We start from the raw sequence: 22,016 nt of genomic DNA on the forward strand, positions 1-22,016 counted from the left end.
CAGGAACCCGACAAGCCAGTCAGACTGGCTTGTCGGGTTCCGGATCGACCCGCAAATCGCGCGGAATCGGCATATCCGGTTTGCGCGCCGGTCTTGGCCCCTTGCCTTTGGCGAACATATCCATCTGGTAGATGTACGCCAGCACTTGAGCGACCGCCACATACAAGCCCTCCGGAATTTCGTCGCCGACCTTGGCATGTGTGTATAACGCCCGCGCCAACGGTGGTGCCTGCATACGTGGAACGTTGTGCTCCTTGGCCATTTCCCGAATCCGGAACGCCACCTCATCAGCACCTTTGGCGACCACCACCGGTGCTCGCATGCTTTCCGACTGGTATTTGAGTGCCACAGAGAAGTGCGTCGGGTTGGTAATCACCACATCCGCCGTTGGCACATCGGCCATCATGCGACGTTGTGCGGCTTCCCGCTGCAACTGGCGAATCCGGCCTTTTACCTCAGGTTTGCCCTCAGTTTCCTTATATTCGTCCTTGATATCCTGCATGCTCATGCGCAGCTTTTTCATATGACTGTGGATTTGCCAGGGCACATCCACCATCGCAATCAGCGCGGTCGACAGGCAAATCAGCAGAAACGCCATAATCAGAATATCAACCGCGCCACGCATGGCGCCTTCTACCGGCATGCGCAACAGACTGAGTGCCCCCGGAAAGAAATAGACCAACACCAACCAGGAACTGAACCCCACCACCAGCACCTTGGCCCACGACTTCACCAGCTCAACCACCGAGTTGGCCGAAAACATCCGCTTAAGACCAGCCAGCGGGTCCATCCGGCTTAACTTGGGCTCAATTGCCTTGGTCGAAAACAACCAGCCCCCCACTCCAATCGGGCCGATCAACGCCGCAACCAGCATCAGGGCCAACCAGGGCGCAAGACCAATACCAGCCTCCTGCACAGAGGTCAGCAGATGAATCGCCATCAGACGCGGATCAAACGCCGTCTCACGGTCAAATTCAAAACCGTATTTGCCAACATCGACAATACGCTCACTCATAAACGGCCCAAGCGCGTACAACCCGGCCGCTCCTAATGCCAGTACCGCGGTGGTATTCAGTTCTTTTGATCGGGGGACCTGACCTTCTTCACGGGCTTTTTCAAGCCTTCGCGACGTGGGTTCTTCGGTCTTCTCCTGCCCGCTGTCTTCTTCAGCCATGGCGGTTGCCCTCCAGCCTTACCCGGTGAGCTTGCGGGTAAAGGTGAACACTTCCTCCATTAATCCCTGAAAGCCCGACGCCATTTCACTCAACGTCAGCCAGAGAATAAAGAGGCCCACAATCATGGTTACCGGAAAGCCCAGCGAGAAAATATTCAGCTGTGGTGCCGCCCTAGTCATCACCCCAAACGCCAGGTTCACCACCAGCAGCGCGGTTAACGCCGGCAGCGAAATCACCAGAGCAGCCGCAAACATCCAGCTGCCCCATTGCACAATACTGGCGAAGGCATCCGGGCCCAGTCCTTCAAAGCCCACCGGCAAACGGAAAAAGCTGTCGATCATGATACCAATCAGCACCAGATGACCATTGAGCGACAAAAACACCAGACTCACCAGAAACAGCAACCACTGACTGATCACCACCACCGACGCTCCCTGGGAAGGATCAACGGTGGTGGCAATACCCAAGCCGGTTTGCATGGCAATCAGCTGACCCGCCAACACAAACACCTGGTTCAACAGCTCCACCACAAAGCCCAGTGCCACACCAATCAGAATTTGCTGCAGCACAATCACCATGGCCGCCACCGATAGCGGATCCACCACCGGGAACGGCGGCAGAATCGGCACCACAGCCAGGGTCATCATAATGGCCAGAATCAGGCGGATACGGGTCGGCACCAGACGAGTACCGAGCAGTGGCATCACCATCAGCAAACCGGCAATCCGGGCGAATGGAAACAGGTAACGACTGATCCAGTGCCCCACTTCAAGGGCATCGACCTCGTACATGGCGTCAGCCAATCAGGAAGGGAATATTCATAAAAATCTGGCGGGTGTAGTCCACCACCATATTGACCGCCCAGGGGCCAAGGCCAATCAGGGCCAGCATGGTCACCACCAGACGAGGCAGGAAACTCAGTGTCTGTTCGTTAATCTGGGTCGCCGCCTGAAAGGTACTGACGATCAAACCAATCACCAGCCCAGGCACAATCATGGCCACCACAATCAGCAGCACCAGATACAAGGCATGGGTAAAAATATCGCCAATATCATTTGGGGTCATAACCGGCTCCTGTCATAAAACCGCCGACGACAGAAATCCGTCGTCCATCGGCGGGCTTACTACAGGTAATGCGGGAATCGTGCCGGTTTAGCACGCGAGAAAACGGTTTTTGCAGCCAATAAAAAAGGCGGCACAAGGCCGCCGAATAACCGCATCTCAGACAACAACATCGAGCACCAACAGAACAACTGGAGAAAAACACGGGAGAAAAACTGATAACAAACCTTGGAGCAAACCCGCCAGGAACATCAGACGACAACATTCATCAGCTGGCTCACCAATAAATTAACCATAGACCACAAATCACCACTGTGTGGTTCAAACCGTACCAAATGAGTTGGCGAGCGTGCCCATAATCAGCGCCCAGCCATCAATCAGGACAAACAGCATGATCTTGAACGGTAACGAAATGATCACCGGTGACAACATCATCATACCCATCGCCATCAGGATACTGGCGACGACCAGGTCGATGATCAGGAACGGAATAAAAATCAGAAAACCAATCTGAAAAGCCGTTTTCAGCTCACTGGTAATAAACGCCGGAATCAGAACATGCAGCGGAGTATCCGCAGGCGTCGCAATATTCTGGGAGCCGCTGATACGCATAAACAGATCGAGATCGTTTTCGCGGGTTTGCCCCAGCATAAACTCATGCAGGGGTTTGACTCCGGTTTCCAGCGCCTGTACCGACGTCATCTGTTCGTTAAGATAGGGCTGAATGGCATCCGTGTTGATCTTCTGGAAGACCGGCATCATCACAAACAGGGTCAGAAACAACGACAGCCCCAGCAGTACCTGATTTGAAGGCGTCTGCTGCAAACCGATGGCCTGACGCAGAATCGCCATTACCACGATAATCCGGGTAAACGCCGTCATCATGATCAGTAAAGATGGCAACACCGACAGCAATGTCATCACCGCCAGAATCTGGATAGTGACGGTATATTCGCCACTGCCAGACGGTGCAGGTTTATACAGCAGGGCCGGAATCCCCAGGCTGGCCAAAGACTGGCTGTTATCGGCGGCCAGAGCCGTCAGCGGCGTCATCAGCAGGGCAAAACCTGCCCACACCAGCGTACGAATAGCGCCAGAGACCATAATCCAACCCCCAAATGTGCCCGAACGGGCGTACAACGGCGAACGGTTCAGATGCCCGGCATCAGACCCGTGCCAGCGTTTTTTTCAGAACCTCGGCAAATGCCGATGTAATGGCCTGGCTCCCCACCGTTTTGCCAGCACCAGCAACTGACGACTCGGCCTCTGATGCGGATGAAAATACCGTTGATGTCTCCGCCTGCTGCTGATCAAAAGCCTGCTCGGCACTGCTCTCCAGCGGCAACTCGGCCAGCGTGGTAATTTGCTGTGAGGTCACTCCCAACAACAGACGTTTGCCACCCACATCAACCACCAGCAGTTTTTCTTTTACACCGAGGTTCAAAACTCCGGCGGTGCGAATAGCGACGTCATCCTGACGCCCGGTTTGTAACCATTTGAGGTGTTGCAAACGCCGCGCCAGCAACGCCAACCCGGCAATCATCACCAGAATCAGCACCAGTGACGCCATCACCTTGCCGGTAGTCGCCATCGGGCCCGGTGCGGCTGCCGGTAGCTCGGATGCCAGCACCGGAGCCGTCAAACCCAGAGCCAACCCGCCGAGCACAACAGCGCAAAGACGTTTAACGCAGACGCTGGATACGTTCACTCTGGCTCACCACATCCGTCAGGCGGATCCCGAATTTGTCGTTCACCATCACCACCTCACCGTGGGCAATGAGGGTGCCGTTTACCAGCACGTCCAACGGCTCACCGGCCAGACGGTCGAGTTCGACTACCGAGCCCTGGTTGAGCTGCAGCAGGTTACGAATAGGAATCTGGGTGCAACCGACTTCCATGGAGATTCGCACCGGAATATCCAGAATCACATCCAGTTCCGGGCCATCGCCGTTTTGATAACGAACCTTGCCCTCGTCTTTCAGCTCTTCCAGCTGGACCTTTTCCACTTCGTCTTCCGGAATATCACCGGATTCCGCCATGGCCGCTGCCCACTCGTCAGCCAGCGCCTGATCATCCTGCTGGGCAGCGATCTGGTCTGCCAGCGCCTGAGGGTCCAGATCATCGTTTTTACTGCTCATGATGGTTTCCTCTCAACCAGTGCCGTTCCCGGCTCGTTATTGCGTCGTTTCGGTTTGATCTGGTCAATAATCTTGACCGCCAGGTTTTCACCAGAAATCCCCATCTTGCCGCGGAAAATCGGTACACCATTAGCCTGCAAAATAAATTCTTCCGGCATGTCCACAGGGATGACATCACCCGCTTTCAGCGCTGCGACCTCTCGCAGACTCATACGACGCTCAACAAGAGTGCCATGCATCGGCACCTGAGCCTCAAGAATGTCTTCGCGCAACGACTGCAACCAGCGCTCGTCAACGTCATCCACGTCACTCTGCACACCGGCATCGAGAATTTCGCGAATCGGTTCAATCATGGAATACGGCAGAGTCAGATGCAGATCACCGCCACCACCGTCGAGTTCGATATGGAAGGTACTGATCACCACTACTTCACTGGGACTGACGATGTTGGCCATCGCCGGGTTTACTTCCGATCCCACGTACTCGAAGTCAACTTTCAGTACCGGTGACCAGGCCTCAATCATGTCGTTGAACACCTGATTCAGCACCAGCTGCACCACTCGAATTTCGGTCGGCGTAAATTCACGGCCTTCGATCTTGGCGTGGCGGCCATCCCCACCAAAGAAGTTGTCCACCAGCTTGAACACCAGCTTGGCGTCGAGAATAAACAGCGCAGTACCGCGTAACGGCCGCATTTTGACAAGGTTAAGACTGGTGGGTACGTACAGGGTATGGACGTATTCACCAAATTTCATGATCTGCACACCACCCGACGATACGTCGGCGCTGCGGCGCAGAAAGTTGAACATGCTGATACGGGTGTAACGAGCAAAACGTTCATTGATCATCTCAAGGGTCGGCATCCGCCCCCGAACGATCCGGTCGTTACTGGTGAGGTCGTAAGCTCTTACACCATCCCCACCAACAGCGTCATCCTGTTCGATGGCGCCGTCGTCGACCCCATGTAACAAGGCATCAATTTCATCTTGTGACAGTAAATCCTGCACGATAGTGATTCCTTACTGCATAACAAAGTTGGTAAACAGCACGGCTTCGATATCTTCCGGCCGGAGGTTGGCCTCACGTGACAACACCAGCCCCAGTTGTTTTTGCAAGGCATCCTGCAAAGCCATACGGCCGTCGTTGGTACGCAAACGATCAAAATCCTGGTCCCCAATGATCCGGATGATTTCATTACGAATCATGGGTTCATGCAGGGTTACGGCTTCCGATACGGTTTTCTTGCGGCTCATGATTTCGATACTGGTCTGCAGGAAACGCTGACGAGTGCCGACCTGAAAACTCACCACAAACTCCGGCTTGAGAATGATGTACTCGGCCGGAATCTGCGGCTCGGCTGCCAGCTCCGCCTTTTTCTTTTCTTCTTCGGCAGCCGCCGCGGCCGCAGGATCCACTTCGGTTGCCGGCTCTTCTTTCATAAAGAAAAACCAGGCTGCCCCACCACCACCGCCTAGCACCAACAACGCCACCACAATAATAATGATCAGCTTGAGTTTGCTTTTCGGCTTGGCTTCTGCGCCTTCCTCGATTTTCAGGTCCTGATCGGCCGCCATGTCACTCTCCTGACGTTTGGGACTTTTTCCCGGTTGTCGTAATTACAGTTCAGCAAGCAATGTGCCAGCGCCATTACGTCAAAATCCCGACATTTATGACTGAACTGTCAACACAAACCCTTCACTGGCTACCTCAACAGCCAATGGCCTATCGGCGCGATACCGCAAAATACGGAACAGAAGGGATTTACCAAGTGTAGACGCTCGGGCGCGATTGGCCCGGCGCTCAGGAGTTGCCTTGTTGCAGGCGCTGGAAAGCTGCGCGGTTGGCCCATTCATCGGCCTGCCGCTGTTCGGCTTTTTGTTGCTGCTCTTCCCACTCACGGTCGAGCTTGTCGATCAGGCGTTGCAACCCGTCGGTTTTGCCTCGCTTGGTCAGATAGACCTCACGCGCACGCTCAATGCGGGCCTTGAGCAGATTAATTTGCTGGGCCTGGCCTTGCACGGCCTGTTCGACCTGCGCCAGAAATCCGAGGGTATTGTGAATGGTGGCGGCCTGGATCAGGCCAGTCGAAGGGGCGGTAATCTGGCGTCGATAATCATCGGCATACTCCAGCAATTGCTGGCGCTGCTCTTCTTCTTCCAGCAACTTCTGCTGCAATTGCCCCCAGTCGGCCAGCGCCTGCTGCTGCTGTTGTTGTGCCTGGCGATAAACCGGTAACAGGCGTTTGCCTCGGGGATGGCGGGGTTGGGGTAATTCATTCATCGCTGTCTCCCCGTATCAGATTATTGGCGCGCGGGTGTTTTCGGCAGCAACTCGTACAGCTGTTGCTGGCTTTCTTCCAGAGTCGAACCTTCGTCAAGACGTTGACGCAGCATAGCCTTGATTCTGGGAAGAGCCTCAATCGCAAAATCGAGCATAGGATCAGCGCCTTTCTGATAAGCCCCCACCGCAATCAGATCCTGATTCTGGCGATAGTGCGCCACCAGCTGTTTTAACAATTGCGCCCGCTGCAGCCAGTCGGTATCCACAATGTGTGGCATTACCCGGCTGACCGACGCTTCGACGTCAATGGCCGGATAATGACCTTCTTCAGCCAGACGTCGCGACAACACAATGTGGCCATCCAGAATCGCCCGACTGGCATCGGCAATCGGGTCCTGCATATCGTCGCCTTCACTCAGCACGGTGTAAAACGCGGTAATCGAACCACCTCCGGCCGGGCCATTACCGGTACGTTCAACCAGCTTGGGCAGCTTGTTAAACACCGACGGCGGATAACCCTTGGTCGCCGGAGGCTCCCCCACCGCCAGTGCAATTTCGCGCTGGGCCTGGGCGTAACGGGTAAGGGAATCCATCAGCATCAGCACCTGCAATCCCTGATCACGGAAATACTCGGCAACCGCCGTGCAGTACTGGGCCGCGCGTAAGCGCATCAGCGGGGAATCATCGGCGGGCGAGGCCACCACCACCGAACGGCGCAGACCTTCCTCGCCGAGAATGTCGTCGATGAACTCCTTCACCTCACGACCCCGTTCACCAATCAGCCCTACCACCACGATGTCGGCGTTGGTAAAACGGGTCATCATGCCCAGCAGCATACTTTTGCCGACCCCGGAGCCGGCAAACAGACCGATACGTTGACCACGCCCCACGGTCAGCATGCAGTTGATGGCACGAATCCCGACGTCGATGGGAGTACGGATCGGATCACGCTGTAATGGGTTAATCACACTCCCCTGCAGATTGCCGTGCTGAGCGGCCACCAGCGGACCTTTGCCATCTAACGGTCGTCCTGCTCCGTCCAGCACCCGCCCCAGTAATGGATAACCGACCGGAACGTCGGCACTGCCTTGTAATGGCCAGACTCTGGCACCGGGCTGTACTCCATCGACCTGTTCGATTGGCATCAGGAAAATACGCTGCTGGTCGAACCCCACCACCTCCGCTTCGATATCGGTGCCGGGCTTGCGCTCAACCAGACAACGATCACCAACCCGGACGTTGAGGCCCACTGCTTCGAGGGTCAGCCCCACCATACGCACCAGCCGACCACTGACGCGAATCGGCGGCGGTGTGGTTGACGGTGTGATATGACGCCAGCAATCAGACAGCATCAGGATTCTCCTCGCTGTTCTCTTCGCTGGATGGCTTGGATTTCAGATCGCTTTCCTGATTGTTTTTCAAGGCGGCAGAGACCGCAGATGCAGAGCCTGCTTGTGCGGCCTCTGGCAGGTCGTCCAGATCGCCAAAACCTTCGAGGTCCTGAGCCTCTGCGGCTGTTATTGGTTCAGGCTGGGGTTCAGGTTCAAACGCCAGTTCATCCGCTACCAGGTCTTCGGGCACAGATTGCGATTCAAGCGCCAACTCTGGTTCGTTGTGATCCGATGCGTCGGACTCAGCCATCAGTTGAGCGGCCAGACGTTCAGCCTCTTCCGCTTGCAAACGGGCTTCTGCCGCCAGACGTTCGGCTTCTTCGGCTTTACGCTCCAACTCCTGATGCTGCCATTCCAGCTCGTGGCTCAACTCCTGTTCCAGAGATACCGCGGCCTGCTCCATATTCGGAGCGGCCTGCTCCAGTAATGGCAGGGTTTCCTGCATCACATGCTGCAGCTGGTCATACAGGCTGAATTCGGCGCGGCTGTGTGGGCTTTGAATTCGGCATTCACCACTGCTCAACTGGCTGTCGGCGCGATAATGCAGTTCCAGTCCGGTTTCCAGCAGATGATGATCGAGGCACGCGGCATCCGCCGGGCTTACCCAGATCTGTACCTGATTCTGTTCAGACTCCGGCAACCGGGCGATAGTGGCGTTAACGTAGTCAAGAATCCGGCGGGCACCGTCCTGTAATTCGTATCCCAGTACCTGCTCACAACTGCGCTGGATCAGAGTCGCCAGCACTTCCGGTAATTCGAGATCACGCTCCAGCAGAGATTTGCGCACAATCGCCTGCAAGGCTTGTAACGCGCGCACTTCATCGTCGATTTCCTGACGGGCTTTAGCCAGCCCCTCGTCGCGCCCCTGTTTCAGCCCTTCGCCCTTGCCTTCGTTTAATCCCTTGTCATGGCCCGCTTTACGACCTTCCGCAAAGCCGGTGTCATAACCCGCCTTATGGCCTTCCTGCCGCCCTTCCACCAGCCCCTGTTCGAGGCCGGCATTCCAGGCTTCGCGGCGGATATTTTCCAGCTCTTCGGCGGTGGGCAGAATAATCTCGACTTCATCGGTTTCCGGTACGGGTGGCTCCGGTGCCTTGCCGCGCCGCGACGCCATACGATCACGGGCTTCACGGCGTGCCATCACCAGCGCCAGGTTGTCGCGTTCCAGCGCGTAGCCCGGCTCTTCGGTCCAGAACGGCAACGCCCAGGGTTTGGCATCATCGCCGTCATTCATCACGGCATCACGTGGATCACGCCCCATGCACCAGTCTCCTTTCCACCAACGTTACAGCATGGCCTCGCCACCACCACCCAATACGATTTCACCAGCATCGGCAAGACGGCGGGCAATGGTGAGGATTTCTTTCTGCGCCCCTTCCACCTCGCTGACCTTGACTGGCCCCTTGTTCTCGAGGTCGTCGCGCAGCAGCTCGGCCGCCCGTTTGGACATGTTCTTGAAGATTTTTTCCTGTACCAGTGGATCAGCACCCTTGAGTGCCAGCACCAGCAGGTCGCTGGACACTTCACGCATAAGCGCCTGAATACCGCGGTCGTCAACATCAGCAAGGTTATCGAATACGAACATAAGATCCTGAATCTGGGTACCGAGGTCTTCGTCAATTTCGGTAATGCGTTCGAGCAGTTCCGCTGCCATGGTACTGTCCACCAGGTTGACAATATTGGCCGCCACTTTGACGCCACCCATTGAGGTCGTCTGAGATCCACCCTTGCCGGAAAACTGACGCTCAAGAATGTCGTTGAGTTCTTTCAAGGCCGCCGGCTGCACCGCCTCCAATGAAGCTACACGCATGATGATATCGAGGCGCACCTTGTCATCAAAGTTCGAGAGGATTTCGGCCGACTGGTCAGGGTCAAGATAGGAGACCACAATAGCTTGAATCTGCGGATGTTCGTGACGAATCAGGTCAGCCACCTGCCGTGGCTCCATCCACTTAAGGGAATCAAGGCCAGACGTGTTACCGCCCAACAGAATACGGTCGATCAGAGCACCGGCTTTGTCAGCACCCAGCGCCTGGGTCAGCATGTTCCGAATGTACTCGTCAGAACCCAATCCCATACCGGTTTGGCCACTGACAGCTTCGAGGAATTCCGAGACAACGCCTTCAACTTGAGACTGGTTAATATTCGACAGGGTTGCCATGGCGGTACCGACCTTCTGTACCTCTTTGGGCCCCATGTGTTTGAGAATCTCGGCAGCGTCTTTTTCACCGAGGCTCATGAGCAGGATAGCGGCCCGCTCCACCCGACTGAGTTTGGAAGCATCGTTATCAGGCATTTTCTTCGTTCACCCATCGAATCATGACTTGCGCCACTCGAGCCGGATCTTCGGCGATCAGACTCTTAAGGGCATCCAGCTGACGCTCATAGGTTTCGGAAGCGCCCGGCAACAGGAACTCATCCATACCGGCAATAGAGACCTTGTCATCGTCGAGTCCAGCCTCAGCGTCTTCCAGTTCACCCAGCAGCACAGCATCCTGTTCCTCGCCTTTCTGGGCGAGACTCTTAACTGTAGGCCGGATCACACCGAAGATCAGAATCAGGATAAAAAGTCCGGCGAGAATCTGTTTCATGATTTCCCAGAACCATGGTTGGGTCCAGAAATCCGGGTCACCCAGACCTTCATCCACCTTGCCCATAAAGGGTGAGTTGATCACGTTGACGCTGTCACCACGGGCGGCATTAAAACCAACCGCATCTTTTACCAGGGTTTCCAGCCGCAGCAGGTCGTTGTCGGTCCAGGGCTGATATTCCACCACGCCGTCGGCATTGGTCACCGCCCGGTCATTTACCACCACGGCGACGGTCAGGCGCTGCAGACGTCCAGTCTGGTGCTGTTTGATGTTGATGGTGCGGTCCACTTCATAATTGCGGGTCGCTTCGGAACGACGTACCCCGTTGCCAGCCCCACCGGCGGCGGCATTACGGGCATCTTCCGGAGCACCGGCATCGGCCGGAGGCTGGTTCGACAGCGCGCCAGGAATACCACCAGCCTTGTCCCCCCCATTGGCTTCATCTATCAGTTGTTCGCTGCGCAGCGCTACCAGGTCAGGATTAAACAGCTCCTGCGCCTGCTCCATACGAGTGAAATCGATATCGGCAGATACTTCAGCTTTGTAGTTTTCAGTGCCCAGCACCGGTTTGAGAATGTTGTTCACCGCTTGAATAACGTTTTCTTCGACCTTTTGGGTGTACTCCAGCTGTTTGGCCGCCAGAATTTCGTCACTCTTGTCTTCGGTTTTGGAGAGCAGATTGCCGTACTGATCCACCACAGACACATCGGCGCGGTCCATTTCGGACACACTGGACGCCACCAGATTTACAATCGCCTCAACCTGGTCACGCGACAGGTCACGACCCGGATACAGCTCCAGAAATACCGACGCACGAGGACGGCGCTGGTCACGCACAAACACCGACTGTTTTGGCAGCGCCAGATGAACACGGGCATTACGCACGGATTTGACGCTGGAAATGGTACGCGCCAGCTCCCCTTCCAGACCCCGACGATAGCGGGCATCTTCAATAAACTGGCTGGTACCCAGGGTGCTGTCCTTGTCGAGCACTTCGAGGCCAACGGTCTTGTCGTCAATCAGGCTGGCAGAGGCCAGTTTCAGACGGGCATCATGCAGGTCAGCTGCTGGCACCATCAGAATCTGGGTAGCAGGATCGATTTCAAACAGGATATTTTCACGCTGCAACACCTCGATGATTTCCTGGGCGTTGTGATCCTGAAGACGGGTAATCAGGGGTTTCATGGTCGGTTCATGCGACCACAACATCATGGCAATGGCGAGAGCAACCACCAGAGCAACACCGGCAATGGTCGCAACCTGGCGACCCATCGGCAGCTTGTTAAAGCCTAATAATACCGGATGACCGGATGACGCAGCCGCTTGCTCGATCCGGGTGCGATCAACACCGGAATCAGCAACATCAGCGGTCTGGGCGGGTACATCTGCCATGGTCAAATCTCACTGTCAGATTAAAGACGCCGGTACAAACAAGAATCACCGGGCCTGGGCGCAGGAGGTTCTCAGGTGGTTCGCACAACACTCAGCAGACTGAGCAATGAACCGTCGGAATTCCGGCACCGGTTATAGCGGCATATTCATGATGTCTTTGTAAGCCTCAACCAGCTTGTTACGCACCTGGGTCATAGCCTGGAAAGACACCGATGATTTCTGCATCGCAATCATTACTTGTGGCAGATCAACACTGGTGTCGCCCTGCTCAAAGCGCTGGGCCAGATCACTGGCGGTCTGCTGGTTCTGATTCACCGAACCAATGGCATTACGGAACATGGTCTGGAAATCAGCACCGGTGCTGGTCGCGCCAAACGGATTGTCGTCACGACTGGAAGCAGCAGGACGATCAACCCCAGCCACATTGCTGACGCCTGTGGTTTCACGGATACGGCTGTCCAGTTCGGCACGGAAAGCCGATGGCTGAGCCACACTGGCTGGTGCTACAGGAGCCTGTTTGGCCATGGTTACCGCGGCCTCTTGCTGGCTCCGCAGCTGTGTTTTGATTTGACGCATTTGCATAAGCACTGAGTTCACATCAACACGATCCACCATATCCCACTCCCTATCTTTCGCGGTTATTACCGGGCTGTTCAGTTACTGTGACGAGCAAACGTCGATTTATTGTCGTTTTTCTCGGGATAGACGCGTCTTTTGCGTCAATACCAGTACCTACAGCAACTTGCTTGCCAGTTTTTTACCAATCGTCTTCTGTTTGCCACTCAACGTTTTTTTGTCTTTGCCGATAGCCCAGACAGATCAGCCATTTTTGTGCCAGAAGGCATTCGGATTTTTTTCGGCATCTTGTCAATCGGCGTCTACGCTTAGGTAAACAGGTTACCCAGACAGGAAGAGGTATGAGTCAGACAGTCACGATCCAGTGCGGCGAACGCCTGAGTATTGAACGGGTTGAGAGTCTGTACAGCGAAATGGAAACAGCTATTCGGGACGCGGCCGATATCGAACTGGCCGCCGGTCAGGTGCAATTTTGCGATACCGCCGGCCTGCAACTGATTCTCGGGCTGTTTATCCGACTGCAGATCAATAGCCAACAATTGCGCTGGGCTGAGCCGAGTGAAGTTATTTACGAAACCAGTGCCCTTCTTGGACTGCAGGATCGTTTGGGACTACCGAAACGAGCTGTCTGAGCCCCAACCACTTTATTTTTAATCCTGCACCTTTATCGCGGTGCACCTCTGGTGTTACTTCACCGAGGTTTGGCAACTAACGGGAGTTACAACATGCCAAGTATCTTAGCGGTCGACGATTCTGCGTCCATGCGCCAGATGGTGTCGTTTACCCTCAAGGGTGCCGGCTATCAGGTCAAGGAAGCCAGTGATGGCGTAGAAGCCCTGGCCGAAGCCAAACGTGCCAGGTACGACCTGGTGCTGTCAGACGTCAACATGCCCAACATGAACGGTATCGAACTCTGCAAGAACCTGCGTCAGCTGGGTGATTACAAGTTTGTGCCGGTACTCATGCTCACCACGGAGTCCGCCGGTGATATGAAGATGCAGGGCAAACAGGCAGGGGCAACCGGCTGGATCGTCAAGCCGTTCAACCCTGAGCAACTGCTGAGCACCATCAAGCGCGTATTGGGGTGATTCCATGAGCATCGATCTTTCGCAGTTTCACCAGGTCTTCTTTGAGGAAAGCTTCGAAGGCCTGGACGTGATGGAGAGCGAACTTCTCGCACTGTCACCGGAGAGTGTCGATGCCGAGACAGTTAACACCATCTTCAGGGCAGCCCACAGCATCAAGGGGGGCGCCGGGACTTTCGGTTTTATGCAAGTCTCGGAATTCACCCATCAGCTGGAAACCTTGCTCGATGAGATTCGTGCAGGACAACGGACGCTGGAGAAGTCCCATGTCGACCTGTTCCTGCAATCGGTCGACTGTCTGCGGGCCATGCTCACCAGTCTCAAAGACCACGAAGCACCGGATATGAGCCGCGCCGAAGAGCTGAAAAAACAGTTCATCGCGATCCTCAAGGGAGAAGTGGCCAGTTCCCCGGCCAACGAAGCCGATGCACCCGCGCCAGAAACGGCAGCAGATGCTGGTCCCGAAGGCTGGGTCGTACGTTTTATTCCGTCTACCGACCTGCTGCAAACCGGTAATGAGCCGTTCCGGATGTTCCGTGAACTGCAATCCTTGCTGGAAGACGGCAGCCAGCTGCAGATTGAAGTCGACAGCAGCAGGCTTCCAGAGTTTGAGAACCTTCAACCAGAACAGTGTTATCTGAGCTGGACCCTGACCGTTACCGGTGCCATCAACAAGGCCGATATCGAAACGGTGTTCGAATGGGTTGTGGATGAGTGCGACATTACCTACCGCCGTCTGGGTGAAGCTGCCAGTGCCGACAACGCCAGTACCGACAACGCCGGTGCCAACAATGCCAGTGACAGTTCCAGTGAAAGTGAAAGCAGCAGCGATGCTGCCAATATCGCGACCGACACAAATAATGTAACGGTAGCCAGTGTCGCTGAAGCTCCGGCTCCGGTACAGGCACAGATCACCAGCATTCCGGTTGCAGATGCCACCCAGGCACCCGCCCCCAAACCCGCCAAGAGCGCTGATCAGTCTTCGATTCGTGTTTCGATCGACAAGGTCGACAGCCTCATCAACATGGTGGGCGAACTGGTGATCACCCAGTCGATGCTCGGACAACTGGGGCAAGATTTCGACATGTCGCGCCTCGCCCGATTGCAGGAAGGCCTCAGCCAGCTCGAACAGAACACCCGTGAGTTGCAAGAAAGCGTCATGAAAATCCGCATGATGCCGATCAGCTTTGCCTTCAGCCGTTTCCCGCGGCTGGTACGCGATCTTGGCGCCCAGCTGGGCAAGAAGGTCAATCTGGTCATGCAGGGTGAAAACACCGAGCTGGATAAAACCGTGATGGAAAAAATCGGTGACCCACTGGTGCACCTGGTGCGTAATTCCCTCGATCACGGCCTCGAAACCACCGAAAAACGCATTGCCTCTGGCAAAAACGAAACCGGCACCATCACCCTTAACGCCTTTCATCAGGGTGGCAACATCGTGATCGAAGTACGCGATGACGGTGCTGGCCTGAACGAAGAAAAGATTCTGCAAAAAGCTCGCGATCGTGGTCTGGTAGCCCAGCATCAGGAACTCAGCTCGGAAGAAATCCACCAGCTGATTTTCCTGCCAGGTTTCTCCACCGCCGATGTGGTCAGTGATATTTCCGGACGTGGCGTCGGTATGGACGTGGTCCGCCGAAATATCAGTGAGCTCAACGGCACCATCGAGGTGAAATCCAACCGTGGCACCGGTTCAACCTTCGTGATTCGCCTGCCCCTCACCCTCGCCATTCTCGATGGCCAGCTGGTGCGGGTACGGGATCAGACCTACATCTTCCCGCTGGTATCGATTGTCGAATCCATCCAGCTGCAGAAGCAGACCCTCAACAACATCACCGGCAGCCAGCCGGTCATGAAGTTGCGTGAGGAGTACATCCCGATTGTTCGCCTCGACCAGATTTTCCATCTGCGTCACCGCAATGAAAGTGTCGACGACGCCATGCTGGTAGTGGTGGAAGGCGACAACGAGAAGATCGGCATTGTGGTAGATGACCTGCTGGGGCAGCAGCAAGTGGTGATCAAGAGCCTGGAAGCCAACTACCAGAAAGTCTCCGGCGTGTCCGGAGCCACCATTCTGGGCGACGGCACCGTAGCCCTGATTATCGACATCTCCGGTATTGGTAAAAAAATCGAACACCGGGGAGCACAGCCCGGCAAAGAACAGGCAGCGTAGGTGAACCTATGACAGCAGTAGCAGATTCAATCTCGATGGAAAGGGCCGCTCAGGATGAACAGCAATACCTGACCTTCATCATGGCCGGTGAGGAGTATGGAGTCGATATCCTCGCTGTTCAGGAAATCCGGGGGTGGGAACAGTCCACCGTTATTCCCAATGCCCCCGACTACATCAAAGGGGTAATCAACCTGCGTGGCACGATCGTGCCCATCATGGACCTGCGTGCACGATTCGGCCTGGACCGCGTCGAGTACAGCCCGGTAACCGTGGTGATCATTCTCAAGGTCGATGGCCAGCACGGTGAGCGGGTCATGGGGATTGTGGTGGATGCCGTTTCGGACGTTTACACCATTGCCGAAGGCACCACGCGCCGGGCACCGGAGCTGAGTGAAGACAACAACTCGGTATTCATCAAAGGGCTGGTCAACGTCAACGACAAGATGGTGATCCTGCTGGACGTAGCCTCGCTGCTGTCTATTCCGGGACGATTATCGGACAACTGATTCATATCCATAGCGACCGTAAGTCGCTACTTCAGGCCGGAGCCGCCCGAGGCGTACCGCTCCGTGAGAATTGGCATGAGATGCTGACAGGAAGGTAATTATGAGTTTTCTGAAAAATCTGTTCGGTGAACAGAATCAACAGCAACTGCTGGAACAGCAGAACCAGCTGCAAGCCCAACAGAAGCAGATGCAGGACCAACAGGACACCCTGCGCGAGCAACAGGAAAAAATTCGAGAGATGTCCTCACTGCTGGCGGCCCTCGACAAAAGCCAGGCGACCATAGAATTCCAGATGGATGGCACCATTATTACAGCCAACGACAACTTTCTGTCTGTATTGGGTTATCGTCTGGATGAAATCAAAGGCAAGCATCACAGCATGTTTGTGGATCAGGCCTACGTCAATAGCGCAGAATACCGCCAGTTCTGGGCAGATCTGGGCGCAGGCCGCTTCCAACAGGCGGAGTACAAGCGGATTGCCAAAGGCGGCAAGGAAGTCTGGATTCAGGCGTCCTACAACCCCATGTTTGATGCCAATGGCCGACCTTACAAGGTCGTGAAATACGCAACCGACGTGACTGCTCAGAAAAACGCCATGGAAGAATACAATCGCGTGGCACGTGACCTGGAAGCCAAGGTAAACGCCCTCGACAAAAGCCAGGCCTGTATCGAGTTCCTGATGGATGGCACCATCATCACCGCCAACGATAACTTCCTGGGGGCGATGGGCTACAAGCTGGATGAAATCAAAGGCAGACACCACAGCATGTTTGTGGATCAGGCCTACGTCAACAGCCCAGCCTATCGCCAGTTCTGGGCCGATCTGAATTCGGGTCGTTTCCAGCAAGCGGAATATCCTCGGATAGCCAAAGGCGGTCGTGAAATCTGGATCCAGGCTTCGTATAACCCAATCCAGGGGGCCGATGGCAAGCCCTACAAGGTCGTGAAATACGCCACTGACATCACCGCCCAGAAAGAACAGGCCAAAATCAACGAGAAAAACTCGCACATCGCCAACGCCCTGAAGCTGTGTCAGGCCAACGTGATGCTGGCCGACAACGACATGAACATTGTGTACATGAACGACTGCCTGGTTGAGATGCTGAGTGATCGGGAAAAGGATATTCGAAGTTCGATTCCTTCTTTCAACACAAACAAACTGATAGGCACTCAGGTCGATATTTTTCACAAGAATCCATCACATCAGAAAAATATCATCCAGAGTTTGAGTAAGCCTCTGAAAACGGTTTTGACACTAAATGACGTTGTTATCAATCTGACAGCATCTCCATGGCTGGACTCTGATGGCAAACGGTTAGGAACCGTCGTGGAATGGCTAGACCGTACCGATGAAGTCTCGACCGAAAAAGAAATTGACTCAATTGTGGACGCTGCCGTACGTGGAGATTTGTCACGTCGAATAGACGTTCATGGAAAGAGTGGATTCCAGCTAAAACTGGCTGAAGGTCTCAACCGCCTGCTGACCATTTCCGACAGCGTGGTGAGTGACACCATCCGGGTGTTTGATGCCCTCGCCCACGGCAACCTCACCCGTCGCATTGACGATGAGTACCAGGGTTCCTTCAACAAGCTTAAACAGGACGCCAACGCCACCGTTGAACGCCTGACCGACATCATTACCCGCATCCGCGAAGCTGCGTCCACCGTTTCCACCGGTGCCAGCGAAATCGCTCAGGGTAACGCCGACCTCAGCCGCCGTACTGAATCGCAGGCGTCCAGTCTCGAAGAAACCGCATCCAGCATGGAAGAAATGACCAGTGCGGTGAAACAGACCGGTGACAACTCCATGCATGCCAACGAACTGGCTTCCGCTGCCAAGCAGAAAGCCCAGACCGGTGGCCGCGTGGTCAGCAAGGCCGTTACCGCGATGGAAGAAATCAACAGTGCCAGCAAGAAGATCGCTGACATTATCAGTGTGATCGACGAAATCGCCTTCCAGACCAACCTGCTGGCCCTCAACGCCGCGGTAGAAGCGGCGCGAGCCGGTGAACAGGGTCGAGGCTTCGCGGTAGTAGCCGGTGAAGTACGTAACCTGGCGCAACGCTCTGCCGGTGCCGCCCGTGAGATCAAGGATCTGATCCGCGACAGCGTCGACAAGGTAGACGCCGGTACGTCTCTGGTGAACGAATCCGGCCGCACTCTCAACGAAATCATTGATGCTGTTGACCGTGTATCCGAGATGATCCGTGAAATCAGTACCGCTGCCCGTGAGCAGTCTGCCGGTATCGAGCAGGTGAACGCGGCCGTGGCACAGATGGACGAGATGACCCAGCAGAACGCTGCACTGGTAGAAGAAGCTTCGGCAGCCGGTGAAGCCATGGCCGAACAGGCCCGCTCAATGATGGAAATGATGGAGTTCTTCACCATCGACGGCCATCAGCCAATGCGTACCACGTCAGCGCCATCAGCCCATCGTGCCGCGCCAAAAGCAGCCACCGCACCAGCGGGCAGAGTGAACGGTACTAATGGCTACTCGGTGAGTGGTGGTGACGACGACGACTGGGCGGAGTTCTGATTTATGGCAGTAGCACCAGTGCGTTCCGTCAGCCCCGCCGCCATGGCAACGGAATTCCAGATGACCGATGCCGACTTTGCAGCGATTGCGGCGAAAGCCAGTCGCTATACCGGCATCGTGCTCGGCGAGCACAAACGCAGCATGGTGTACAGCCGGATTGCCCGCCGCCTGCGGGCAACCGGTCTGGGAAACTTTCGGGATTACCTCGCGTACCTGGAAGCCAACCCCGACAGCGAGATGGAAAATTTCATCAATGCTATTACCACCAACCTCACCTCTTTCTTCCGGGAACCGCACCACTTCAAGTTCCTGGAAGAGGAACTGCTGCCAAAACTGAAACGCACCAACGCCAACAGCCGCCGCATCCGGATCTGGTCGGCGGGCAGTTCGATTGGCCAGGAAGCCTACAGTATTGCTATTTGTGTGTTGCGAGCCAAATTTCCAAAAGACTGGGATGTACGCATTCTGGCTACAGATCTCGACTCCAGTGTCCTGGAAACCGGTCGTAATGCCGTCTATCCCATCGACCACCTGGACCCGGTGGAGGACGAACTGCGGCACAAGTATTTCCGGATCAGTCCGGATGGTCGCAAGATCACCCTGATTCCGGAGGTGAAATCCCTGGTGTCGTTCAAAAGACTGAACCTGCTTGAACCCTGGCCAATGAAAGGTCCGTTCGATCTGATTTTTTGCCGCAACGTGGTGATTTATTTCAACAAGGACACCCAGCGGGTTCTGTTTGATCGTTATGCCGACATGTTGCCACCGGAAGGTCATCTGTTTATTGGCCATTCGGAAAACCTCGCCGGGGTATGCGATCGCTTTCAGAACCTGGGGCAGACCATTTACCGGAAGATCCGTTGATGAGAATAGACAGCCGCCCCGTTCAACCGTCGGTCAGTTCCGGCTTTGAACACGTAAACCGCTACTGGGATGACGTTCACCAGGTATGGGCTGCCAAGATCCTGCCGGGTGAGTTTTACGTATCGACCCAGGGCGAAATGATCGTCACTGTGCTGGGCTCCTGTATTGCCGCCTGTATTCGCGACAAGGTGCGCGGCATTGGTGGCATGAACCACTTCATGTTGCCCGAACAGAACGAATACTCGTCGGACGTCTGGGGTGGCAACCCCGGTACCACTGCATCACGTTATGGTAACTGGGCGATGGAATTTCTGATCAACGAAATTCTCAAGCGTGGTGGCCGTCGCGAGAACCTTGAGGTCAAGCTGTTTGGTGGCGGCCAGATGATTGCCTCCATGACCGATATCGGCCAGCGCAACATCCTGTTTGCCTACAACTACCTGGCCAGTGAAGGACTGAAAGTCGCTGCGTCTGATGTCGGTGATGTCTATGCTCGCAAAGTGCTGTATTTCCCTGATACCGGTGCCGTCAAGGTACGCCGCATCAAGGACATGAAAAACGATACCCTGCTCAAACGCGAAAACTCCTACCGCAAGCAAGTGGAAACCACTGCCCTCGTACAGAGCGGTGGTGTGGATCTGTTCTGACATCCGTGTGCTGACAGGAGCCTTGTGATGAACAAAATTCGTGTACTGGTCATCGATGATTCGGCACTGGTGCGCAAGATGCTGACCGTTGTTCTGGCGGAATGCCCGGATATCGAAGTGGTTGGCACCGCGAATGACCCGCTGATTGCCCGTGACAAGATCAAACAACTGAACCCGGACGTCCTGACCCTCGACGTCGAAATGCCCAGGATGAACGGCATCCAGTTCCTCAGCAACCTGATGCGACTGCGGCCAATGCCCGTGGTAATGGTATCGACCCTCACCGAAGCCGGTGCACCGGTAACGCTGGAAGCACTGGAAATTGGCGCGGTGGATTACATCGCCAAACCCCAGGCTGAAGACGAAGCCCAGCTGAAAACCTTTGCCCGTAATCTGGTCGACAAGGTACGCATGGCAGCCAACGCCAGGGTGCGGGCCCTCACCGACCAGCATCAGGTGCGCTTCCGCCAGAAACCCATGGCCAGTGATGGCAATTACAAACGCTGGGTGGTAATTGGCTCCTCTACCGGTGGCACCGAAGCCATCAAGGAAGTGCTGCAGGATCTTCCTGCCAACTGCCCCCCCATTCTGATTACCCAGCATATTCCAGCGGTGTTCAGTGCCTCGTTTGCCCAGCGTCTCGACCGCACCGTTGAGCCGGAGGTAGTCGAAGCCTGTAACGGTCTGGAAGTGCGTCCGGGGCGTGTGATTATCGCCCAGGGCGATCACCACCTGACCTTCCGTAAAGAAGGCGATCGGGTGTTCTGTGTACTGAATGCCGCCGCTCCGGTAAACCGCCATCGCCCTTCGGTAGAAGTGATGTTTGATGCCATCACCTCCGTACGCCCCGCCAACACACTGGTAGCGGTGATGTTAACCGGCATGGGCGCCGACGGTGCCGCTGCGATGAAACGACTGCATAACGGTGGAACCCTTACTATTGCTCAGGATGAACATACATCCGTAGTCTGGGGAATGCCGAAAATGGCGACGGAATATGGCGCCGTGGACCAGGTGTTGCCACTCCAGAATATCGGCCATGCGCTGCTGGAGCTGGCGCGCACGGCCTGAGTAGCTTCCACCGAATACTGACAGGCACACAGCAGTAGCGCCTACGCTCACAAAAGCCATCCCGGTATGACGGCTAACCCCCCGTTTCCGTTAATACATCTATCTGCAGCGCTGCCATCTGCCGTGCAAGTCAGGATATTTGTGCTAGACATATAAGAACCGGGGAAACATACGACTAACAGATTTTCAGAGGTGAACTATGTCGGTCGACACCAACCTGTCCAGCGATGGTCGTGAACTGACTATCCGGGTTTCAGGACGCTTTGATTTCAGTGCTCATCAGGCCTTCCGTGACGCTTACGAGAACCTGGCACCTGACGCCAGTTCCTACATCATTGACCTGCGGGATACCTCGTACCTCGATAGTTCGGCACTGGGGATGTTATTACTGCTGCGTGATCATGCAGGTGGTGATAGTGCCCAAATCAGTGTCATCAACTGCAATGCCGATGTGAAAAAAATCCTGAAAATATCCAACTTTGAGCAGCTGTTCAGGATCTACTGATCTTGTCAGACAAACGTGTCAGGG

General features: G+C 55.3%; 23 protein-coding genes. 9 read left to right on the forward strand and 14 right to left on the reverse strand.

The window, feature by feature from the left end:
* Window positions 1-19: 19 nt before the first annotated feature.
* The 14 genes from flhB to fliE form a co-directional block, all read right to left on the reverse strand.
* Window positions 20-1,174, reverse strand: coding sequence for a flagellar biosynthesis protein FlhB (gene flhB / locus OUO13_RS12560; protein WP_283174233.1), 1,155 nt, complete (start codon window positions 1,172-1,174; stop codon window positions 20-22).
* Between the two features lie 18 nt (window positions 1,175-1,192).
* Window positions 1,193-1,966 (reverse strand): flagellar biosynthetic protein FliR, encoded by a 774-nt coding sequence (gene fliR / locus OUO13_RS12565; RefSeq protein WP_283174234.1) that lies wholly within the window; start codon window positions 1,964-1,966, stop codon window positions 1,193-1,195.
* Window positions 1,967-1,970: 4 nt separating this feature from the next.
* Window positions 1,971-2,240: a flagellar biosynthesis protein FliQ gene (gene fliQ / locus OUO13_RS12570; protein WP_283174235.1), complete on the reverse strand. Its 270-nt coding sequence runs from the start codon at window positions 2,238-2,240 to the stop codon at window positions 1,971-1,973.
* A 318-nt stretch (window positions 2,241-2,558) separates the two neighbouring features.
* Complete coding sequence (fliP, locus tag OUO13_RS12575) at window positions 2,559-3,290, reverse strand: flagellar type III secretion system pore protein FliP (RefSeq protein ID WP_283174302.1); 732 nt, start codon at window positions 3,288-3,290, stop codon at window positions 2,559-2,561.
* Window positions 3,291-3,402: 112 nt separating this feature from the next.
* Window positions 3,403-3,945 carry a flagellar biosynthetic protein FliO gene (gene fliO, locus OUO13_RS12580; protein WP_283174236.1) on the reverse strand — a complete coding sequence of 181 codons (543 nt, stop codon included), beginning with the start codon at window positions 3,943-3,945 and terminating at the stop codon, window positions 3,403-3,405.
* Window positions 3,920-4,375, reverse strand: a complete 456-nt coding sequence (fliN, locus tag OUO13_RS12585; protein ID WP_283174237.1) for a flagellar motor switch protein FliN — start codon at window positions 4,373-4,375, stop codon at window positions 3,920-3,922. Before fliN ends, fliO begins: the two co-directional genes overlap by 26 nt.
* The gene (fliM, locus tag OUO13_RS12590) at window positions 4,372-5,382 is read right to left on the reverse strand and encodes a flagellar motor switch protein FliM (protein WP_283174238.1); all 1,011 of its coding nucleotides are present in this window, start codon (window positions 5,380-5,382) and stop codon (window positions 4,372-4,374) included. Before fliM ends, fliN begins: the two co-directional genes overlap by 4 nt.
* Before the next feature lie 12 nt (window positions 5,383-5,394).
* Window positions 5,395-5,949, reverse strand: coding sequence for a flagellar basal body-associated FliL family protein (locus OUO13_RS12595; protein ID WP_283174239.1), 555 nt, complete (start codon window positions 5,947-5,949; stop codon window positions 5,395-5,397).
* Window positions 5,950-6,175: 226 nt separating this feature from the next.
* On the reverse strand, window positions 6,176-6,655 hold the full coding sequence (fliJ, locus tag OUO13_RS12600; protein ID WP_283174240.1) for a flagellar export protein FliJ: 480 nt from the start codon (window positions 6,653-6,655) through the stop codon (window positions 6,176-6,178).
* Window positions 6,656-6,675: 20 nt separating this feature from the next.
* Window positions 6,676-8,007, reverse strand: coding sequence for a flagellar protein export ATPase FliI (gene fliI / locus OUO13_RS12605; protein ID WP_283174241.1), 1,332 nt, complete (start codon window positions 8,005-8,007; stop codon window positions 6,676-6,678).
* Window positions 7,997-9,307 (reverse strand): FliH/SctL family protein, encoded by a 1,311-nt coding sequence (locus tag OUO13_RS12610; protein ID WP_283174242.1) that lies wholly within the window; start codon window positions 9,305-9,307, stop codon window positions 7,997-7,999. The genes fliI and OUO13_RS12610 overlap by 11 nt, the downstream gene beginning before the upstream one ends.
* 24 nt (window positions 9,308-9,331) lie before the next feature.
* The gene (gene fliG, locus OUO13_RS12615; protein ID WP_283174243.1) at window positions 9,332-10,342 is read right to left on the reverse strand and encodes a flagellar motor switch protein FliG; all 1,011 of its coding nucleotides are present in this window, start codon (window positions 10,340-10,342) and stop codon (window positions 9,332-9,334) included.
* On the reverse strand, window positions 10,335-12,029 hold the full coding sequence (gene fliF, locus OUO13_RS12620) for a flagellar basal-body MS-ring/collar protein FliF (protein WP_283174244.1): 1,695 nt from the start codon (window positions 12,027-12,029) through the stop codon (window positions 10,335-10,337). The genes fliG and fliF overlap by 8 nt, the downstream gene beginning before the upstream one ends.
* A 132-nt stretch (window positions 12,030-12,161) precedes the next feature.
* Window positions 12,162-12,644, reverse strand: a complete 483-nt coding sequence (fliE, locus tag OUO13_RS12625) for a flagellar hook-basal body complex protein FliE (protein WP_283174245.1) — start codon at window positions 12,642-12,644, stop codon at window positions 12,162-12,164.
* A gap of 302 nt (window positions 12,645-12,946) precedes the next feature.
* On the opposite strand from fliE, the gene OUO13_RS12630 reads away from it, so the two are divergent.
* From OUO13_RS12630 to OUO13_RS12670, 9 genes are all read left to right on the forward strand, one after another.
* Window positions 12,947-13,237, forward strand: a complete 291-nt coding sequence (locus OUO13_RS12630; protein WP_283174246.1) for an STAS domain-containing protein — start codon at window positions 12,947-12,949, stop codon at window positions 13,235-13,237.
* A 93-nt stretch (window positions 13,238-13,330) separates the two neighbouring features.
* A complete protein-coding gene (locus tag OUO13_RS12635; RefSeq protein ID WP_283174247.1) occupies window positions 13,331-13,693 on the forward strand; it encodes a response regulator in 363 nt (120 codons plus the stop codon).
* Window positions 13,694-13,697: 4 nt separating this feature from the next.
* Window positions 13,698-15,863: a chemotaxis protein CheA gene (locus OUO13_RS12640; protein WP_283174248.1), complete on the forward strand. Its 2,166-nt coding sequence runs from the start codon at window positions 13,698-13,700 to the stop codon at window positions 15,861-15,863.
* 8 nt (window positions 15,864-15,871) lie between these two features.
* Window positions 15,872-16,369, forward strand: a complete 498-nt coding sequence (locus tag OUO13_RS12645) for a chemotaxis protein CheW (protein WP_283174249.1) — start codon at window positions 15,872-15,874, stop codon at window positions 16,367-16,369.
* Window positions 16,370-16,469: 100 nt separating this feature from the next.
* Window positions 16,470-18,905, forward strand: coding sequence for a methyl-accepting chemotaxis protein (locus OUO13_RS12650; RefSeq protein WP_283174250.1), 2,436 nt, complete (start codon window positions 16,470-16,472; stop codon window positions 18,903-18,905).
* A 3-nt stretch (window positions 18,906-18,908) separates the two neighbouring features.
* Window positions 18,909-19,769: a CheR family methyltransferase gene (locus OUO13_RS12655; protein WP_283174251.1), complete on the forward strand. Its 861-nt coding sequence runs from the start codon at window positions 18,909-18,911 to the stop codon at window positions 19,767-19,769.
* Entirely contained in the window at window positions 19,769-20,416 is a 648-nt protein-coding gene (gene cheD, locus OUO13_RS12660; RefSeq protein WP_283174252.1) for a chemoreceptor glutamine deamidase CheD, read from the forward strand. Before OUO13_RS12655 ends, cheD begins: the two co-directional genes overlap by 1 nt.
* 27 nt (window positions 20,417-20,443) lie before the next feature.
* Window positions 20,444-21,487: a protein-glutamate methylesterase/protein-glutamine glutaminase gene (locus OUO13_RS12665; protein ID WP_283174253.1), complete on the forward strand. Its 1,044-nt coding sequence runs from the start codon at window positions 20,444-20,446 to the stop codon at window positions 21,485-21,487.
* Window positions 21,488-21,686: 199 nt separating this feature from the next.
* On the forward strand, window positions 21,687-21,992 hold the full coding sequence (locus tag OUO13_RS12670) for an STAS domain-containing protein (protein WP_283174254.1): 306 nt from the start codon (window positions 21,687-21,689) through the stop codon (window positions 21,990-21,992).
* Window positions 21,993-22,016 lie beyond the last annotated feature (24 nt).

This window comes from Parathalassolituus penaei (genome assembly GCF_026626885.1).
GTDB lineage: Bacteria > Pseudomonadota > Gammaproteobacteria > Pseudomonadales > Oceanobacteraceae > Oceanobacter > Oceanobacter penaei.

Coding starts and splice junctions, on each gene's coding strand:
- fliN (WP_283174237.1), bottom strand. CDS start 4,375: ATGAGCAGTAAAAACGATGATCTGGACCCTCAGGCGCTGGCAGACCAG.
- fliE (WP_283174245.1), bottom strand. CDS start 12,644: ATGGTGGATCGTGTTGATGTGAACTCAGTGCTTATGCAAATGCGTCAA.
- fliF (WP_283174244.1), bottom strand. CDS start 12,029: ATGGCAGATGTACCCGCCCAGACCGCTGATGTTGCTGATTCCGGTGTT.
- fliI (WP_283174241.1), bottom strand. CDS start 8,007: ATGCTGTCTGATTGCTGGCGTCATATCACACCGTCAACCACACCGCCG.
- OUO13_RS12655 (WP_283174251.1), top strand. CDS start 18,909: ATGGCAGTAGCACCAGTGCGTTCCGTCAGCCCCGCCGCCATGGCAACG.
- fliP (WP_283174302.1), bottom strand. CDS start 3,290: ATGACGCCGCTGACGGCTCTGGCCGCCGATAACAGCCAGTCTTTGGCC.
- fliQ (WP_283174235.1), bottom strand. CDS start 2,240: ATGACCCCAAATGATATTGGCGATATTTTTACCCATGCCTTGTATCTG.
- fliG (WP_283174243.1), bottom strand. CDS start 10,342: ATGCCTGATAACGATGCTTCCAAACTCAGTCGGGTGGAGCGGGCCGCT.
- fliR (WP_283174234.1), bottom strand. CDS start 1,966: ATGTACGAGGTCGATGCCCTTGAAGTGGGGCACTGGATCAGTCGTTAC.
- OUO13_RS12640 (WP_283174248.1), top strand. CDS start 13,698: ATGAGCATCGATCTTTCGCAGTTTCACCAGGTCTTCTTTGAGGAAAGC.
- OUO13_RS12665 (WP_283174253.1), top strand. CDS start 20,444: ATGAACAAAATTCGTGTACTGGTCATCGATGATTCGGCACTGGTGCGC.
- cheD (WP_283174252.1), top strand. CDS start 19,769: ATGAGAATAGACAGCCGCCCCGTTCAACCGTCGGTCAGTTCCGGCTTT.
- OUO13_RS12635 (WP_283174247.1), top strand. CDS start 13,331: ATGCCAAGTATCTTAGCGGTCGACGATTCTGCGTCCATGCGCCAGATG.
- OUO13_RS12650 (WP_283174250.1), top strand. CDS start 16,470: ATGAGTTTTCTGAAAAATCTGTTCGGTGAACAGAATCAACAGCAACTG.
- OUO13_RS12645 (WP_283174249.1), top strand. CDS start 15,872: ATGACAGCAGTAGCAGATTCAATCTCGATGGAAAGGGCCGCTCAGGAT.
- OUO13_RS12670 (WP_283174254.1), top strand. CDS start 21,687: ATGTCGGTCGACACCAACCTGTCCAGCGATGGTCGTGAACTGACTATC.
- OUO13_RS12630 (WP_283174246.1), top strand. CDS start 12,947: ATGAGTCAGACAGTCACGATCCAGTGCGGCGAACGCCTGAGTATTGAA.
- OUO13_RS12595 (WP_283174239.1), bottom strand. CDS start 5,949: ATGGCGGCCGATCAGGACCTGAAAATCGAGGAAGGCGCAGAAGCCAAG.
- flhB (WP_283174233.1), bottom strand. CDS start 1,174: ATGGCTGAAGAAGACAGCGGGCAGGAGAAGACCGAAGAACCCACGTCG.
- OUO13_RS12610 (WP_283174242.1), bottom strand. CDS start 9,307: ATGGGGCGTGATCCACGTGATGCCGTGATGAATGACGGCGATGATGCC.
- fliJ (WP_283174240.1), bottom strand. CDS start 6,655: ATGAATGAATTACCCCAACCCCGCCATCCCCGAGGCAAACGCCTGTTA.